The organism is Streptomyces violaceusniger Tu 4113 (assembly GCF_000147815.2).
GTDB lineage: Bacteria > Actinomycetota > Actinomycetes > Streptomycetales > Streptomycetaceae > Streptomyces > Streptomyces violaceusniger_A.
On record NC_015957.1, the window covers coordinates 9,387,269 to 9,403,124 of the forward strand.

The window sequence follows — 15,856 nt, forward strand, 5'->3', positions numbered from 1 at the left end:
CGAGGTGTTCTTCCTTCAAAGGGGTTACACCCTGACCCACCCGGCCGAAGAGCGCCGTCATCCGTGAAGAATGCCTGGTAAACCCATTGAGACATGAGAGCATTTCCGGAGCGCCGACAGAGGTTCCGCAATGAGGGATCCGGTCGGCGCGCGCCCGCCGGAAAAGGTGAGGCCCTCGCCGACTGGTTCGACGGTCGGGTGGGCCTCTACAAGATGGCCAAGGCCAATCTGCGCAAGGTCTTCCCCGACCACTGGTCCTTCCTGATCGGCGAGATCGCGCTCTACACCTTCGTCATCATCATTCTGACCGGCGTCTATCTGACCCTGTTCTTCAAACCGGCGATGAACGAGGTGGTCTACGCCGGCCGATGGACGCCGCTGAGCGGCATCCGCATGTCGCAGGCGTACAAATCCACCCTGGACATCAGCTTCGATGTGCGCGGTGGACTGCTGATGCGGCAGGTCCACCACTGGGCGGCGATCATCTTCATCGCCAGCATGCTCGCCCATATGATGCGGACGTTCTACAACGGCGTCTTCCGCAAACCCCGCGAGATCAACTGGCTCTCCGGCGCCGGTCTGCTGATTCTCGGGATGTTCGACGGCTTCATGGGCTATTCACTGCCCGACGATCTGCTGTCCGGCACCGGTCTGCGCTTCATGGAGGGCGCGATCCTGTCGATCCCGATCGTCGGCACCTATCTGTCGTTCTTCTTCTTCGGCGGCCAATTCCCGGGGACCGACATCGTGCCACGGCTGTTCACCGTGCACGTACTGCTGATTCCGGGCATCATGGTCGGGCTGCTGGCGCTCCATATGATCCTGCTCGTCTACCACAAGCACACGCATCTCCCGGGGCCCGGAAGAAAGAACATGAATATCGTGGGGCCGCCTCTTTGGCCGGTCTATGTGGCCAAGTCCGGCGGTTTCTTCTTCCTGGTCTTCGGCGTCACCACGCTGATGTCGGCCATCGCCCAGATCAACCCGGTGTGGGCCTATGGCCCCTACCGGCCCGACCAGGTGTCCACCGACGCCCAGCCCGACTGGTACATGGGCTATTCCGAAGGGCTGATCCGGCTGATGCCGGGCTGGGAGATCAATCTCTGGGGCCACACCCTGGTGCTCGGGGTGCTGATCCCCTTCCTGGTCTTCCCCACGGTGCTGCTGGTGATCTGGCTCTATCCCTTCCTGGAGGCATGGATCACCGGGGACCGACGCGAGCACCATCTGAACCAGCGCCCGCGCAATGCCCCGACCCGCACCGCCTTCGGAAACGCCTGGGTCGCCCTCTACGGGGTCCTGCTGCTGGGCGGCGGCAACGACCTCATCGCCACCCACTTCGATCTGTCGATCAACGCGATCACCTGGGCCTGCCGGGTCGGCTTCTTCGTGGTGCCGGTCGTGGTCTTCATCATCTCCAAGCGGATCTGTCTCGGCCTCCAGCGCAAGGACCGGGAGCTGCTGCTGCACGGCCGCGAGACCGGCATCATCGAGCGGCTGCCACACGGCGAGTACGTCGAAGTGCACGAGCCGCTGTCGCCGGCGGAGAAGTACACGCTGACCGCGTACGAACAGTACGAGCCGCTGGAGCTGCCACCGACGGTCGACGAGGCCGGGGTCGCCCGCAAGCTCTCCTTCATGGAGCGGCTGCGCGTCTCGCTGTCCCGCAGCTACTTCGGGATCAACGGCCAGATCGCCAAGCCCACGCAGGAGCAGGCGGCGGAGCACGAGGAGCATGAGGAGGCGGAGCGGGCCGAGGAGCCCCAGCGCCCCTAGGGCGACGGAAACGGCGGGGCGCGGCGGGTGGGGGATCCGTCCGCGCCCCGCCGTGTGGGGGGTGCCGTGGGGGGTGGTGATGGTGGGGCCCTTGGGGCTCCCTTGGGGCTGTCAGGCCCCGCGGCTCATGCGGCCGACGGGCGGTGCGGGGCCGCCCGGTGTCAGCCGACGTCAGCCGTTCAGCAGTTCAGCCGTTCAGCCGTTGTAGGCGCCGAACGCCTTGGCGAAGGCGAACTCCTCCTGGTCGATCGAGCTGCAGGTCGGCGACGCGGTGTCCTGCGGGCTGGGGCACTGCTTGTCGCGGGTCGCGGACCACATCGACAGCCAGGCCAGCCCCTTGGACTTGGCGAACTCCACCAACTGGGAGGCGTCGTCGACCTTGAATATCTCGTTCTTGACGTCGTTGACGCCGATCATCGGGGTGACCGCGACGGCCTTCCACGCCTCGTCGTCGCTCAGCTCGAGGGCGCCCTTGATCTGGCCCTGGGTCGCCGTGGCGGCGTCGATGGCGTACTGGCCCATGTCGCCGTCGAAGGAGGCTCCGTAGTCCATCGCCATGATGTTGACGGCGGAGATCTTCACCCCGTTCTTCTTGGCGTCGGCGACGAGGTCGACACCGTCCTGGGTGAGGCCGGTCGGGAGCACCGGCAGGGTGAAGGAGACGTCCAGGTCGGGGTTGTTCTGCTGCAGCTTGGCGATGGCCTGGGCGCGGCGGGTGTTGGCCTCCTTGTTCGGAAGCGCGCTGCCCTCGATGTCGAAGTCGACCTTGGTGAGCTTGAGGGTGTCCACGACCTTGCCGTAGGCCGCGGCGAGCTCGTCCGCCGAGGTGCAGGCCAGGCCCAGCTCGGAGCCGGACGCCCCGCCGAAGGAGACCCGGACGTCGCCGCCGGCCGCCCGCAGTTGCTCGGTCTGCTTGGCCACCGCGTCGTCGCCGACCTCGGTGACGCCGCCCCACTTGGGGGTACAGCCGCCACCGGAGGTGATGAAGGCGAGGTTGAACTGCTTGACGCCGGTCTTCTCGGCGGTGCCCACCATGTCGTAGGCGGGGTAGAGCGAGGTGTCGATGTACGGGGCGAAGCCGCCGCTCGCCGCCGCGGCGGCCTTCTCGGAGGCGGCGGGCTTGTCGGAGACGGTGCCCGCGTTCGCCGCCCCGCTGAGCGCGAACGCCGTGCCGCCGGCCACGACGGCGGCGACGGTCACGCCGATCGCCTTGGTGGTCCGGCTCGCCTTGCGACGGTGCGTGCTGCTCATCAGGTCCCTGCCTTCGCTGTGCGGATGTGGGGGGTGATGGTGCGGGCGCCACGCTAGCGAGGGGAAGTCGGACAAACGGCAGGATCCGTGCACCGGCCATGGATCTTATGGCTGCCTTAAGGAACCCATCGGCGGCGATTAATGCTCAGCGGGCTCCTTGGGCCGGGTGCGGCCGCGGGTCTTCCGCTTACGGCCGCGCCGCCGCTGCCCCGGGTCCGCCGAGCCGCCGCCGTTCAGCGAGAGCCACACCCGTACCTCGGTGCCGCCCAGCACCGACCGCCCGATCCGCAGATCGCCGCCCGTGGACTCCGCGACCCGGCGCACGATGTCCAGGCCGAGGCCGGTCGAGCCGGGGCCGCCGTCGCCGTGGCCACGGCGGAGCGCCGCGTCCGGGTCGGCGATGCCGGGGCCCGCGTCGGAGACCAGGATGATCACTGAGTTGCTGGCGTCCCCACCATCGTGGACATCGACCGCGAGCGCCGTCCCCTCGGGCGTGTGCCGGAAGACATTGCCGAGCAGGGCGTCCAGCGCGGCGCCGAGTTCGGGGCGGGCGACCGGCACCCGTACGGTCCGGTCGACCCCGGCCAGCCGCACCGTACGGTCCTCGTCCTCGGCGAGCGCGGACCAGAACTCCATCCGGTCCCGGATCACCTCGGAGGCGTCGCAGCCGGAAGGGGTGTGCGTCTTCTGCTGGCGCGCGGTGCGGATGATCTGGTCGACCTCGCCCTCCAACTGGGCGACGGCGGCCCGGGTCTGGTCGGCCGCCGGTCCCTCGCCCAGCGAGGCGGCGTTCAGGCGCAGCACGGTGAGCGGCGTACGGAGCCGGTGCGAGAGGTCGGCGGCCAGCTCGCGCTCACCGGCCAGCAACTGGACCACCTGGTCGGCCATGGAGTTGAACGCCGCGGCGGCCGCCCGGAGTTCGGCCGGGCCGTCCTCCGGGACCCGCACCCCGAGCTCGCCATGGCCCAGGTCGTGGGCGGCTTCGGCGAGCCGCCCGGCCGGACGCACCAGCCGGGTGCCGAGCCGGTCGGCGGGGGCGACCGCGCCGACGATCAACGCGAGGCCGACGCCCGCCAGCACCAGCCAGGACGTCGTCACCCCGCTGGTGACCACGCCACGCGGGACATACACCTCCACGACCGCGACCTGACCGCTGCTCAGCGCGGTCGGCTGGAGCAGTGCGTAGCCCCCGGGGGCGGCGGACACCGAGGCGCGGCCGAGCCGCCGCGCGGTGGCCAGCTCGCCCTTGGCGGCACGGCTCTTGCCGAGGTCGTAGCCGCTCCCCGGCTCGCCCGGCTCATCGGGGACGTGCACCGCCATCCGGCCGTCCCCGCCCGCCTGGGTGCTGGCCACCGCGCGCTGCAGCCGCGCCCGCTCGGTGGTGATGGCGAGCGCCGGGCCGATGGTGGCGGCCTGCCGCTCGGCGTCGGCGAACGCCCGGTCCCGGGCCAGCTCCTTGACGACGAGGCCGAGCGGTACGGCGAAGGCGACCACCACCATCGCGGTGACCGCCAGGCAGACCTTGACCAGGGCCCATCTCACGTGGGCTCCGCCGGGGGCTCCAGTTTGACGCCGACCCCGCGCAGCGTATGGAGATAGCGCGGCCGGGCGGCCGTCTCGCCCAGCTTGCGGCGCAGCCAGGACAGATGGACGTCTATCGTCTGGTCGTCCCCGTACGCCTGCCGCCAGACCTCGGCGAGGAGCTCCCGGCGCGGCACCACGACGCCGGGCCGCCCGGCGAGATAGGCCAGCAGATCGAATTCCCGCCGGGTCAGATCGAGCGTCACCCCGTCCAACCGGGCCTGGCGGCGCAGCGGATCGACGGCCAGCCCGCCGACCCGGAGCACCGCCGGGGGCGCCGCCGCACGGCCCGGCTCGCCCGCCCCGCCGCCGCGGACGCGGCGCAGCACGGCGGTCATCCGGGCGGAGAGATGCGCCACGGAGAAGGGCTTGACCAGGTAGTCGTCGGCGCCGTCGTTGAGCAGCCGGACGATCTCGCCCTCGTCGTCACGGGCGGTGGCCACGATGACCGGCACATCGGTGATGCCGCGCAGCATCTTGAGCGCCTCCGCCCCGTCCAGATCGGGCAGACCGAGGTCCAGAATGACGACGTCGAATCCGATCTGTGCCACCTCGCGCAATGCCTCCAGGGCGGTGCCGACGCTGCGCACGGTATGGGACGCCTCGGTCAACTGCCGTATGAGGGCTGAGCGTACGAACTGGTCGTCCTCCACGACGAGCACACTTGCCATGAGCGGCACCGTACGCCATTCGGGTGAGGCAGGATGGGGAAGATGCGAAGAGGTCTGGTCCAATGTCTGGCGTGGGTCCTGGCGACCGGCGCCGCGGTCACGCTGTCGTGGTACGGCGTGCGGACCGTGCTGACCGGGACGGCCTACGAACCGCCGCGCGCGCTGCCGATCGCGGACGGCTCCCGTTCCGCGACCGGGGCCTGGTCCTCCTCGACGCACCGGCCCAAACCGCCCTCGCCCTCGGCGACTTCACCCTCTTCCTCGTCCTCGCCTTCGCTTCCGGGGGCGGACGCGGGGGCCGATGGGGATAAGGACACGGGGTCCGGTTCTGCCGGGCGCACCCGGAAGCCGACGCAGGCGCCGACCCGGCGGGAGACGGCGCGGCCGGAGGAGAGCGGAGAGGTGCGCAGCTATCCGGCCAAGGGCGGCCGGGCGGTCTTCGACATCCGGGCGGCGTCGGCGGATCTGGTCTCGGCGACACCGGACGGCGGATGGCAGATGCAGGTGTGGAAGCAGAGCGAGTGGATCCGGGTGGACTTCGTCTCCGGGGCCGACACCACCACGATCTTCTGCACCTGGCATGACGGCCCGCCGCAGGTCCGTATCGACGAGCACTAAGCGCTCCGCGGGAAGTGCCGCGAGGTGCGGTCGTTCATCCGCGGCTGTTTCGTGGCTGGTCGCCCACGCGGCGGAGCCGCATATCGACACAGCCGCGGCGGAGCCGCATATCGACACAGCCCCGCGCCCCTTCGGGGCTCACCCGAACCGCACCGGACCTCATCGAGGCCGCTTAGGGGGCTGCCTGCCGGTCCGCTCGGCTCCGCTCAGGTGAAGACGGCGGGCGGCGGGGCCGGGGAGGGGGCCGCGGTCGCGTCGGTGACCGGGGCCGCGCCACCGGTGAAGTCCGCGAGCCCGCGCCCGTGTTCGACCCGGGCGGGGTGCGGATCTCCGGCGGCCAGGCGGGTGAGCTCGGCCAGCGGCAGGTCGCGGTCGGCGGCCAGCAGCACGGCGTTCCCGAAGCGGCGACCGCGCAGCAGGGCGGGGTCGGCGGTCAGACACACCTCGGCGAACGCGGCGCGGGCGGTGGCGATCTGGGCCTTCAGATGGGCCAGCGGCGGACCGTCGGCGAGATTCGCGGCGTACCACCCGTCCGGGCGCAGGGCGCGCCGCACCTCGGCAAGGAACTCCGCACTGGTGAGATGGGCGGGCGTACGGGCCCCGCTGAAAACATCCGCGACGATCAGATCCGCCCAGCCGTCGGGCACCTTGGCGAGCCCGGCCCGGGCGTCGGCGCCGCGCACCCGTATCCGGTCACCGGGGTCCAGCGGCAGCTCACCGCGGACGAACTGGATGAGCGGGGCGTCGATCTCGATGATCTGCTGGGTGGAGCGGGGGCGGGTCGCCGCGATATAGCGGGCGAGCGTGAAGGCGCCGCCGCCCAGATGGACCGCGTGCAGCGGACGGCCGGGAGGGGCGACGAGATCGGCGAGGTGGCCGAATCGTCGCTGGTACTCGAAGTCGAGATACGCGGGGTCGTCGAGATCCACATGCGACTGCGGCTTGCCGTCGAGCAGCAGCGTCCAGCCGCGCGGCCGGTCCCGGTCCGGCACGAGCTCGGCGAGCCCCCCGTCGACGGATGCGGTGACCGGCTCGGGGTTGCGCCCCCGCGCCGCTCCGCGCCCGCGCGCGGCTCGCTTGTTCGTGCCTTTCGCCATGTGTCCCAGTATGCGGCGGACCACTGACAGCCGGTCGCCGGCCGGAAGGGGCGGATGGTCACCGCCTCACTGGCAGCGGTCGACGGCCTCGATCGTGCGGGCCGCCTCGCCGAGCGCCGCCCGGAGCTCGGCGGGGTCGGTGGCGACCGTGTACGCCGCGTCGGGCGGCACCAGCCAGCCGGTGCCGATGCCGGGCGGCGCGTCGTCCCCGGCCGCTCCGGATTCGGTGTCTCCGGCTCCGCTGTCTCCGTAGGCGGCGTCTGCGGACGGGATGTCCCAGGCTCGGATCTCCTCGGCTCGGGTCTCTGCGGACTGGGTGTCTCCGGCTTCGGCGGGGGTGCCGGTGCCGGAGCCGATATTTATCCGGATTCCACGCCCGGATGTCTGGGTGCACGCCGAGCCCGGCAGATCCCAGCCGTCCGCCGTTCCGGGCGGCACCAGGAAGCCGAGGGTGTCGCAGGCGTTGTCATGCAGGACGGGACCGAGGCCGTCGCACGCACGACGCAGGATGTCCACCGCCTCCAGCCCCTGGCGGGCGGGCACGGTGACGAGATCGCAGTCCTGGCGCTGGGGGTGCTGGGCAGTAGTCCGCGAGCGGCTGATGTCCACTCCGGCCTCCCTCTTCATCGGGTCGCACCTGATTCAACGCGCGGCGGTGTCAACGGCTACGGCCGAATGCCGCCGTAAAGGATGGCAGTTCATGGCAGATCATGGGCGATATATAACGTTTGCCGGAAATCTCCGAGTGTCGGAGATCTCGCAGCCGGTACGGTTCTCCCCCGCCCACCTGGCATCACCAAGGGAGAGGCACAGCATGACGCCGCTTCCGGAGCCCCCGCCTCCCCGGCCGAACACCGCGTTCCGCCGACTGCGCGGACAGCTCTCGCCCTCCGAGTTCGCGGCGTCCGTGCGCCGCGCGGCCCTCGAGATCGGCGAGCAGGTCTCCTGCGACGCCCGCTATATCGGCCGTGTCGAGTCGGGGGCGATCCGCTGCCCCAACTACGCCTACGAGCGGGTCTTCCGCCATATGTTCCCCGGCCGCACCCTTACGGATCTCGGCTTCGCCTCCCGTGAGTCGGTACGCGGCCACCAGGCCCGCGGCCCCGCGGGCCCTCGCGTACCCGTGACCGTCCCGGTATCGGTCCCCGTATCCGTTCCCGGCCCGCGCCCCGGGCCTCCCGAGCCCCAGGGCAAGGGGACCGTCGACATCTTCGAGGAGAGCGAACTGCTACGGCGCTCGTTCATGGCCGGTGGGGCGGCGGCCGCCGCCGTGGCCGCCGCACCCCGGGCCGGGACGCCGCCCCGGCGGGCCGGGCGGCGGGTGGGGGAGGCCGAGGCCGCCGCCGTGGAGGAGGCCGTACGGCGGATCCGGGTGCTGGACGACCAGCACGGCGCCGATCCCCTCTATGCGCACACCGCCAAACCGCTGAGCGCCGCCTACGCGCTGCTGGACGCGGGCGGCTACAGCCGCTCGATCGCCGAGCGACTCTTCGCGGGCGCCGGTGAACTGGCCATCTCGGTGGGCTGGCTGGCCCATGACTCCGGACGGCTGTCCGATGCGCGATCCCACTACGCCGAGGCCCTGGCCACCGCGCGGGTCTCCGGCGACGCCGCCCTGGAGACGCACGCGTTCTGCAACACCGCCTTCCTCGCCCGCGACGCCGGGCGCCCCCGCGAGGCCGTACGGGCGGCGCAGGCGGCCCAGCGGGTCGCCGAGCGGCTCGCCTCGCCACGGCTGCTGTCGCTGCTCGCGCTGCGCGAGGCCGGTGCGCTCGCCTGGCTGCCCGACCGGGGCGGCTGTGAGCGGTCGCTGCTGCGCGCCCGGACGCAGTTCGGGCGCGGCCCCTGCGACGCCGACCCCGAGTGGATGAGCTTCTTCGGGGAGGCCGAACTGGAGGGCCTGGAGGCGCAGTGCTGGTCGGCGCTCGGCGACTGGAAGCGCGCCGTCGAGCACGCCCGGCGCGCGGTCGCCCTCCAGAACCCGCACTTCACTCGCAATATCGCCCTGTTCACCACGGAGTTGGCGAGCAACCTGGTGGCCGGGGGCGCGCCGGACGCGGCCGCCGCCGCGGCCGGCCGGGCCCTGGGCCTGCTGGACCGGGTCAAGTCGTCGCGGATCCGCCGGATGCTCGACGACACGGCCCGGATACTGCGTCCTTACGGTCGCGATGAGGCGGTCGCGGACTTCCTCGACCGCCATGACGCGGCCGTCACCCGCCCCGAGGCGACCGTCACCCGTCCCGAGGCGACCGTCACCCGCCCTGACGCGGCCGGCCGCGCCTGCCCGGTCTGACGCCGGTTCGGCTCTCAGTCGAGATGGCCGGTGTCGTTCCAGCGCTCGATGGCAGGTTCGCCGTAGGCCCAGCCGAGCACCGACAGGGACGTCGGATCGAGCCGGATACGGGCGGCGAAGGAGGCGTCATGGCCGAGCCAACGGGCGCCCAGCGTCCGCAGGATGTGGCCGTGTGCGAAGACCAGCACATCGCGGTCGGCCGAGCGCGCCCACTCCACGACCTCGTCGGCCCGCGCCGCGATCGAGGCGATCGACTCGCCCTCGGGCACCCCGTCGCGCCAGATGAGCCAGTCGGGCCGGATGGCCTTGATCTCGGCGGGGGTCATCCCCTCGTACGCGCCGTAGTCCCACTCCACAAGCGCGTCCCACTCCCGCGCCCGGTCGCCGAAGCCCGCCAGCTCACAGGTCTCCTTCGCCCGCGACAGCGGGCTGGTGCGCACCTCGACGTCCGGAAGGCCCGCCCAGGGGCCGTGGTGCAGCCGCTCGCCGAGCAGCTTGGCGCCGCGCCGCCCCTCGTCCAGCAGCGGGATGTCCGTACGGCCGGTGTGCTTCCCGGAGAGCGACCACCGCGTCTGTCCGTGCCGGGCCAGGAGGATGCGTGGGGGCATGGGCACTGCCTTCTTTCACCGGTTTCGCACCGCTGCGCCGCCGTGCGCCATTACACGCCGCTGCCTGCGGTTTCATGCACTCTTCGGGACCGGCACATGGCCGATCGCCATCCCTCCATCATCGCGCATGTGATCGGCAGGCAACCTCCGGGTCACTCCTGGCGTCTTCCAGGCTGCGCGCGGGTCCGCCGGGGGGTTCCGTCAGTGGACGCCGCTCGCGGACGGGGGCGGTGCGTTGGTCGCTTCGCCTACACCGTACGGTTGACCGCGCGCCTTTTCGTGGCCGTCTGAACTTTGGAGAGCGTCCGAATGCCCCATACGGTGCCCCGTGCCGGACCAGCACAGGGCAGTCGGCCCCGTTGGTGGACCGAACTGCCGCTCATAGCGGTGGTGTACGCCGCCTACTCGGCCGGTCGGCTGCTGGCCCGCGGCGACGTGTCCAGCGCCGTCGATCATGGTCTGGCGATCCTCCATTTCGAACAGCGTCTGAACATCGACTTCGAGTCGCCGCTGAACGATCTGTTCACGGCCCACGCGGTGATAGGCATACCGGCGGACTTCGCCTACGCCTCGCTGCACTACGTCCTGACCCCCACGATCCTGATGTGGATGTGGAAGCGCCGTAAGGCGTCGGACTACCGCTTTCTGCGCACCTGGCTGCTGGTCTCCACGATCATCGGACTCATCGGCTTCACGCTGCTGCCGACCTGCCCGCCGCGGCTTCTGGAGGGGGGCCACGGCTTCGTCGACACCATGGCGCAGTACCGCTCGTACGGCTGGTGGGGCGCGGACGCCAGCGCACCGCGCGGCCTGGGCGGGCTGACCAACCAGTTCGCGGCGATGCCCAGCCTCCACGTGGGATGGGCGCTGTGGTGCGGGGTCGCCCTGTGGCGGCACGGACGCTGGACGTGGACCAAGATCGCTGCGGTCGGCTATCCGCTGACGATCACGTTCGTGGTGATGGGCACCGCCAACCACTACTTCCTGGACGCTGCCGCCGGCGCCGCCACCATGGGGCTCGGGGCGCTGCTGACGGTCCCCGCGCTGCGACTCACGGAGTCGCTGCGCACCCGCCTGCGCCCGGCCCGCGAGACCGTCGCCGCCTCCCGAAACGCGGGTGTGCCCGCGAATGTCGGTGACAAGTGCGAGACTTCGGCGCGTGAACGGGAACGGATCCCCCGACAGCAGAGCAGGGGCGCGGACAGGCAACGCACCGACGGTGCCGCGGATGACGGCGGCCGGGGAGCCGGTGCCGGTACCAGCGGCCGGGGGGCCGGTGCCGGTGCCGGAAGCGGCCGGGGAGCCACTGCGGGCGGTCCGGCCCCCGCGGCAGGTGACGAGGCTGCGGCAGCGGCTCGCTGAGCTGCGCGGCCCGGCCACCGTTCCGCATCCGATGGACGCCCGCGCGCTGGCGGCGCTGGCCGCCAACCCGGGCTGCCGCCGCCGCGCGCTGCTGGACGGGGCCGGGGTCGACAAGGGCGCGCTGGCGTCGGCGCTGGGGGCTCCCGCGAACTTCGGGCAGTCGCAGTTCGCGCATCAGCGCGGCAACTCCTTCGAGGCCCGGGTCAAGGCGGACGGCGGCGCCGATCTGGTGCGGCTGCTGCATGAGCGGCTGCGTGACGGCTCGGAGCCGCCTGGTCCCGGCGCCGTCGCGACCCCCGATCTGACCGCGCCCGGCCCGCAGGGCCGCACGGCCCGTACGGCGCTCGCGCTGCGCGAGGCCACGGAGGCGGGGCGCTGGGCGCTGCTGGACCATCCGATGGTGAGCCTTGATGTCGCGGGCTCGCCCGCCTTCCTGGAGCCGGACGCGGTCGTGGTCCACCCCGACGGGTCGTGGACGGTCGTCGAGATCAAGTCCTTCCCCATGGTGGACGGCTCCGCCGACCCGGCCAAGGTGGGCGCGGCCGCCCGGCAATCCGCGGTCTACGCCCTGGCGCTGGAGCGGGTGGCGTCGATGATCGGCCAACCGCCGGGGGGCGGGGGCGACACGGCGGACGCGGTGGACGCGGTGGACGCGGCGAGCACGGCGAGCACGGCGAGCACGGCTGAGGCGGCCGGGGCGCCCGAAACGGCAGGCCCGGCGGGCGCGGCGGCCCCGGCTGGGACGGCGGAGGCGGCAGCCTCGGCGGACCCGGCCGGGACGGCGGAGGCGGCAGCCTCGGCGGACCCGGCCGGGACGGCGTCGCGGGAGGGCTCGGTGTCCCTGGCGGAGGCCGCTTCCGTACGGGCCCGGGTGCGGCATCACGTGCTGCTCGTCTGCCCCAAGGACTTCTCCAACCTGCCGACCGCCGAAATGGTCGACGTGCGCAAGCAACTCGCGGTCACCCGGCGGCAGCTCAACCGGCTGACCCGGATCGAGGAGATCGCCGCCGCCCTCCCCGAGGGCACCACCTTCGACCTCCGGCTCACCGACGACGGCCGGACCCCGACCCGGCCGGTCGAGGAGCTGACGGCCGCCGTCGAGGCGGTGGACGCGGCGTACGCCCCGGAGTGCCTGTCCACCTGCGAGCTGGCCGCCCACTGCCGGACGCGGTCCCGCGCGGCGGGCCGGGTCGAGGCCCTGGGCCGTGGCGTCCGGGGCGAGCTGGGCGGGCTCACCACCATGGACGCCGTCCTTACGGCCGCCATGGAACACCCCGCCGACGACGCCCCCACCGGCGACCCCACCGTGGACGCCCTGCGCCGCGCGGCGGCCCTGCGCGCCGAGGCGCTCGCGTCCCGCCCCGAGGCGGTGGCATGTCGCTGATCACCACCCTGGCCCGGATGGAGGCGGTCCGGGAGGGACGGGCCCAGCCCCTGACCACCGTGCGCCACCGCCATCTGTCGACGCGTCCGCTGGCGTTCGTCCCGCTCACCACCGCCGGTGAGGCGGGGGCGCCGCTCGGGGCGCTGGTGGGCACCGACCGGGACGCGCCGCGGCTGCTGATCGTGGCCCAGCCGCGCGACCGCGACCTGCGGTTCGCGTTCCTCGCCGCGCTCGCGGAGGAGATCCAGCCGTATCTGGACTCGTACGCGGACCAGGTCGAGCTGGAGGAGCGCAAGGAGACCGATCCGGAGACCGGTAAGAAGGTGCCGGTCCAGGTCGAGCTGTGCGAGGACGCGCCGCAGCTCCTGGTGCCCAGCGCCGCGGGCGTGGCGTTCGTCCGGCTGCTGGGCCGGTCGATGCGGTTCCGGCGGACCGCCGAGCAGGACCCGGAGACGCCCTTCCCGGCGCCCGCGCGGGTGCCGCTGCTCGGCCGCTGGCTGACCCACTACGGGGAGCGGTCGCGGGTGCCCGGCTCGTCTCTGCTGCTGTCGCTCACCGAGCTGCTGAGCCGTCACTGGGCGACCGGGCAGAGCAATCTGGAGGATCAGCACCTGGGCTCGCTGCTGGCCTGGATCGACCCCCCGGAGGGCGTGCCGGGGGCGGAGGCGGCACTGCGGGCGGAGTCGGAGCGGGACGAGGACGGCCAGTTGCGCTGCCCGCCCGCCGGACCGGCCACCGACCCCGCCTTCGACAACAAGCTGCTGGCACCGGCGATGTCCCGCTACGACGCGGCGCGTGCCGAGACGTCCCAGGGCATCGCCGGGGGCGAGGCGCGGCTGCGGCTCGCCGAGGCGGAGCTGCGCGGGCTGATCGAGTCGCAGTTGCGGCCCACCTGGGACGCGCTGTGGCACGGGGTGGATCTGCTGCGCTCCCTCCCGGAGGGTGCGCGGGTGGCGGACCGCTGGAAGCGGGACCGCTGGTCCTACACCGGCCACCGGGACCGGGTCCGGGCCGGGGAGCCGCCGCAGCCCAAGCGGGACGACGCGGTGACAGCCGCGCAGAAGCTCGCCGCGCGCGAGACCGCGCAGGCCCAGCTTGACGCCCATGAGGCGCTGGACGATCCGCTGGTCATGGCGGGGCGGCGGCTGGCCGGTGAGGCGTTCGCGGGCGAGGTGATCGATGTGGAGATGGCCTGGTCGGACGCGAAGGTGCCACGCCCGCGCCCGCTGGTCACGGTCCGCACCGAGGACCGTCCGCATCTGGCCGAGCGGGTCAAGCTGCACCGGGTCATGGCCGACGGCAAGGCGCAGAGCGGGGAGTTCGCGGGTTTCGCGGAGACCGACGAGGCTGATGGAGATGACGAGGTTGGCGGAGTCGACGGGGCGGACGCCTCGGGCGCCGCGGAGGACCCGGCCCGCGCGCTGGTGGTGCGGCTGACCGGCGGGATGGGCCGGGGCAAGCAGCCGGAGCCGGGCTCGGTGCCCGAGAAGGGCGACCGGGTGTGCTGGACGCTGTTCGAGCACGCCCCGCGCGGCGGCCCGGAGCTGCCCGACGCGGAGAGCACTCCGTGGACCCACGGCGGCCCGCCGGACGCCGCCGCGCCCGCTCAGAGCCCCGATCCCGACCCGACGACCGAGGAGGACTATCTGTGATCGGCGCGGACCCGGCCGCCGCCGCGGCCCACCCGGGCCGTGCCCGAGCGGGCGAGCCGTTCGACCCGTCGGCCGCGGCGGCGCGCGCGACCGAGGCGATCCTGCGGGACACGCTGCACGGAGCGGACCGCGGCGTCGTCGTGGACTCCCCGCCCGGTGCGGGCAAGTCGACACTGGTGGTGCGGGCGGCGCGGGAGCTGGCCGCCGCCGGGCGACCGCTGATGGTGGTCGCGCAGACCAACGCCCAGGTGGACGATCTGGTGGACCGGCTGGCCACGGCGGACCCCGACCTTCCGGTGGGGCGGCTGCACAGCAGCGATCCGCATCCGTACGACCCGGTGCTCGACGGTCATGCGTCGGTCCGCGCCTCCGCGAAGATCGCCGACCTCGCCGGGCTCGACATCGTCGTCTCCACGGCCGCGAAGTGGGCGCACATCAGACACCTCGAGCCGTGGCGGCACGCGATCGTGGACGAGGCGTACCAGATGCGCTCCGACGCGCTGCTGGCGGTCGCCGGGCTGTTCGAGCGGGCGCTGTTCGTGGGCGACCCGGGGCAGCTGGACCCGTTCAGCGTGGTGGGCGCCGACCAGTGGGCCGGGCTTTCGTACGACCCGTCGGCAAGCGCGGTCACCACTCTGCTCGCGCACAATCCGCGGCTTCCGCAGCACCGGCTGCCGGTGTCCTGGCGGCTGCCGGCCTCGGCCGCGCCGCTGGTCTCGGACGCGTTCTATCCGTACACGCCCTTCCGCAGCGGCACCGGCCACGGCGATCGGCGGCTGAGCTTCGGGGTGACCTCCGACGGCTCGGGGCCGGACCGGGTGCTGGACGAGGCCGCCGCGTCCGGCTGGGGGCTGCTGGAGCTGCCCGCCCGGCGCACCCCGCGCACCGACCCGGAGGCGGTGGCGGCCGTGGCCCACGTGGTGCGGCGGCTGCTGGACCGGGGCGCGGTGGCGGTCAGCGAGCGGTCCGACGAACCGCTGCCGGTCGCGGCGGACCGGATCGCGGTGGGCACGGCCCACCGGGACCAGGCGGCGGCGGTCCGGGCGGCGCTGACGGGGCTCGGGGTCTCCGGCGTCACCGTCGACACCGCCAATCGACTCCAAGGGCGTGAGTTCGAGGTCACGGTCGTCCTGCACCCGCTGTCGGGGCGGCCGGACGCCACGGCCTTCCATCTGGAGACGGGCCGGTTGTGCGTACTGGCGTCGCGGCACCGGCAGGCGTGTGTGGTGGTGTGCCGGGCGGGGGTGGCCGAGCTGCTGGACGAGCATCCGTCCACGGAGCCGGTGCAACTGGGCGTCACGGTGAAGTTCCCGGACGGCTGGGAGGCCAACCACGCGGTGCTGGCGCATCTGGCCGAGCACCGCGTGACATGGCGGCCGTAAGGGCGCGTTGGCGGCGGCCATGGCTGGCGTGAGGGCGTGTCGACGGCGGCCGTAAGGCTGTGTCGGTAGCAGCCGTAAGGCCGTAACGGCGTGTCGGCGGCGGCTGTAAGGGCTTGTCGGCGGCGGCCGTAGCGGCGTGTCGGCGGCGGCCGTAACGGCGACGGGTCACCGGCGGCCGTAC

The 15,856-nt window shown here is 72.8% G+C and carries 13 protein-coding genes; 7 read left to right on the forward strand and 6 right to left on the reverse strand.

The window, feature by feature from the left end; genetic code table 11:
- Nucleotides 1–93: 93 nt before the first annotated feature.
- Nucleotides 94–1,776, forward strand: coding sequence for a cytochrome bc1 complex cytochrome b subunit (qcrB, locus tag STRVI_RS38245; protein ID WP_014060926.1), 1,683 nt, complete (start codon nt 94–96; stop codon nt 1,774–1,776).
- Between the two features lie 195 nt (nt 1,777–1,971).
- Here the strand turns inward: qcrB and STRVI_RS38250 are convergent, their stop codons facing one another.
- From STRVI_RS38250 to STRVI_RS38260, 3 genes are all read right to left on the reverse strand, one after another.
- The gene (locus STRVI_RS38250; RefSeq protein ID WP_014060927.1) at nt 1,972–3,027 is read right to left on the reverse strand and encodes a chitinase; all 1,056 of its coding nucleotides are present in this window, start codon (nt 3,025–3,027) and stop codon (nt 1,972–1,974) included.
- A gap of 138 nt (nt 3,028–3,165) precedes the next feature.
- A complete protein-coding gene (locus tag STRVI_RS38255; protein WP_014060928.1) occupies nt 3,166–4,569 on the reverse strand; it encodes a sensor histidine kinase in 1,404 nt (467 codons plus the stop codon).
- The gene (locus STRVI_RS38260; RefSeq protein WP_014060929.1) at nt 4,566–5,279 is read right to left on the reverse strand and encodes a response regulator transcription factor; all 714 of its coding nucleotides are present in this window, start codon (nt 5,277–5,279) and stop codon (nt 4,566–4,568) included. Before STRVI_RS38260 ends, STRVI_RS38255 begins: the two co-directional genes overlap by 4 nt.
- A 42-nt stretch (nt 5,280–5,321) precedes the next feature.
- On the opposite strand from STRVI_RS38260, the gene STRVI_RS38265 reads away from it, so the two are divergent.
- Nucleotides 5,322–5,897, forward strand: coding sequence for a hypothetical protein (locus STRVI_RS38265; RefSeq protein WP_014060930.1), 576 nt, complete (start codon nt 5,322–5,324; stop codon nt 5,895–5,897).
- Between the two features lie 206 nt (nt 5,898–6,103).
- On the opposite strand, the gene STRVI_RS38270 is transcribed toward STRVI_RS38265, so the two are convergent.
- Nucleotides 6,104–6,994, reverse strand: a complete 891-nt coding sequence (locus STRVI_RS38270; RefSeq protein WP_014060931.1) for a spermidine synthase — start codon at nt 6,992–6,994, stop codon at nt 6,104–6,106.
- A 66-nt stretch (nt 6,995–7,060) separates the two neighbouring features.
- Nucleotides 7,061–7,621, reverse strand: a complete 561-nt coding sequence (locus STRVI_RS46780; RefSeq protein ID WP_014060932.1) for a hypothetical protein — start codon at nt 7,619–7,621, stop codon at nt 7,061–7,063.
- Between the two features lie 187 nt (nt 7,622–7,808).
- On the opposite strand from STRVI_RS46780, the gene STRVI_RS38280 reads away from it, so the two are divergent.
- A complete protein-coding gene (locus STRVI_RS38280; RefSeq protein ID WP_014060933.1) occupies nt 7,809–9,287 on the forward strand; it encodes a hypothetical protein in 1,479 nt (492 codons plus the stop codon).
- Between the two features lie 14 nt (nt 9,288–9,301).
- On the opposite strand, the gene STRVI_RS38285 is transcribed toward STRVI_RS38280, so the two are convergent.
- Nucleotides 9,302–9,895, reverse strand: coding sequence for a histidine phosphatase family protein (locus STRVI_RS38285; RefSeq protein ID WP_014060934.1), 594 nt, complete (start codon nt 9,893–9,895; stop codon nt 9,302–9,304).
- Between the two features lie 309 nt (nt 9,896–10,204).
- Here STRVI_RS38285 and STRVI_RS38290 point away from each other — a divergent pair, with 309 nt between their 5' ends.
- Genes STRVI_RS38290 through STRVI_RS38305 form a run of 4 tightly spaced genes read left to right on the forward strand, consistent with a single transcriptional unit; the run spans nt 10,205 to nt 15,675 of the window.
- Nucleotides 10,205–11,257: a phosphatase PAP2 family protein gene (locus STRVI_RS38290; protein WP_014060935.1), complete on the forward strand. Its 1,053-nt coding sequence runs from the start codon at nt 10,205–10,207 to the stop codon at nt 11,255–11,257.
- 31 nt (nt 11,258–11,288) lie between these two features.
- Complete coding sequence (locus STRVI_RS49335) at nt 11,289–12,641, forward strand: hypothetical protein (RefSeq protein WP_014060936.1); 1,353 nt, start codon at nt 11,289–11,291, stop codon at nt 12,639–12,641.
- The gene (locus STRVI_RS38300) at nt 12,632–14,293 is read left to right on the forward strand and encodes a hypothetical protein (RefSeq protein WP_014060937.1); all 1,662 of its coding nucleotides are present in this window, start codon (nt 12,632–12,634) and stop codon (nt 14,291–14,293) included. Before STRVI_RS49335 ends, STRVI_RS38300 begins: the two co-directional genes overlap by 10 nt.
- Entirely contained in the window at nt 14,293–15,675 is a 1,383-nt protein-coding gene (locus STRVI_RS38305) for an AAA family ATPase (RefSeq protein ID WP_435532640.1), read from the forward strand. The genes STRVI_RS38300 and STRVI_RS38305 overlap by 1 nt, the downstream gene beginning before the upstream one ends.
- Nucleotides 15,676–15,856: the final 181 nt, after the last annotated feature.

Excerpts from the sequence above, each read along its gene's own strand:
- STRVI_RS38290 (WP_014060935.1), top strand. The coding sequence starts at position 10,205 with ATGCCCCATACGGTGCCCCGTGCCGGACCAGCACAGGGCAGTCGGCCC.
- STRVI_RS49335 (WP_014060936.1), top strand. The coding sequence starts at position 11,289 with ATGGACGCCCGCGCGCTGGCGGCGCTGGCCGCCAACCCGGGCTGCCGC.
- STRVI_RS38280 (WP_014060933.1), top strand. The coding sequence starts at position 7,809 with ATGACGCCGCTTCCGGAGCCCCCGCCTCCCCGGCCGAACACCGCGTTC.
- STRVI_RS38300 (WP_014060937.1), top strand. The coding sequence starts at position 12,632 with ATGTCGCTGATCACCACCCTGGCCCGGATGGAGGCGGTCCGGGAGGGA.
- STRVI_RS38265 (WP_014060930.1), top strand. The coding sequence starts at position 5,322 with ATGCGAAGAGGTCTGGTCCAATGTCTGGCGTGGGTCCTGGCGACCGGC.
- STRVI_RS38285 (WP_014060934.1), bottom strand. The coding sequence starts at position 9,895 with ATGCCCCCACGCATCCTCCTGGCCCGGCACGGACAGACGCGGTGGTCG.
- qcrB (WP_014060926.1), top strand. The coding sequence starts at position 94 with ATGAGAGCATTTCCGGAGCGCCGACAGAGGTTCCGCAATGAGGGATCC.
- STRVI_RS38250 (WP_014060927.1), bottom strand. The coding sequence starts at position 3,027 with ATGAGCAGCACGCACCGTCGCAAGGCGAGCCGGACCACCAAGGCGATC.
- STRVI_RS38270 (WP_014060931.1), bottom strand. The coding sequence starts at position 6,994 with ATGGCGAAAGGCACGAACAAGCGAGCCGCGCGCGGGCGCGGAGCGGCG.
- STRVI_RS38260 (WP_014060929.1), bottom strand. The coding sequence starts at position 5,279 with ATGGCAAGTGTGCTCGTCGTGGAGGACGACCAGTTCGTACGCTCAGCC.
- STRVI_RS46780 (WP_014060932.1), bottom strand. The coding sequence starts at position 7,621 with ATGAAGAGGGAGGCCGGAGTGGACATCAGCCGCTCGCGGACTACTGCC.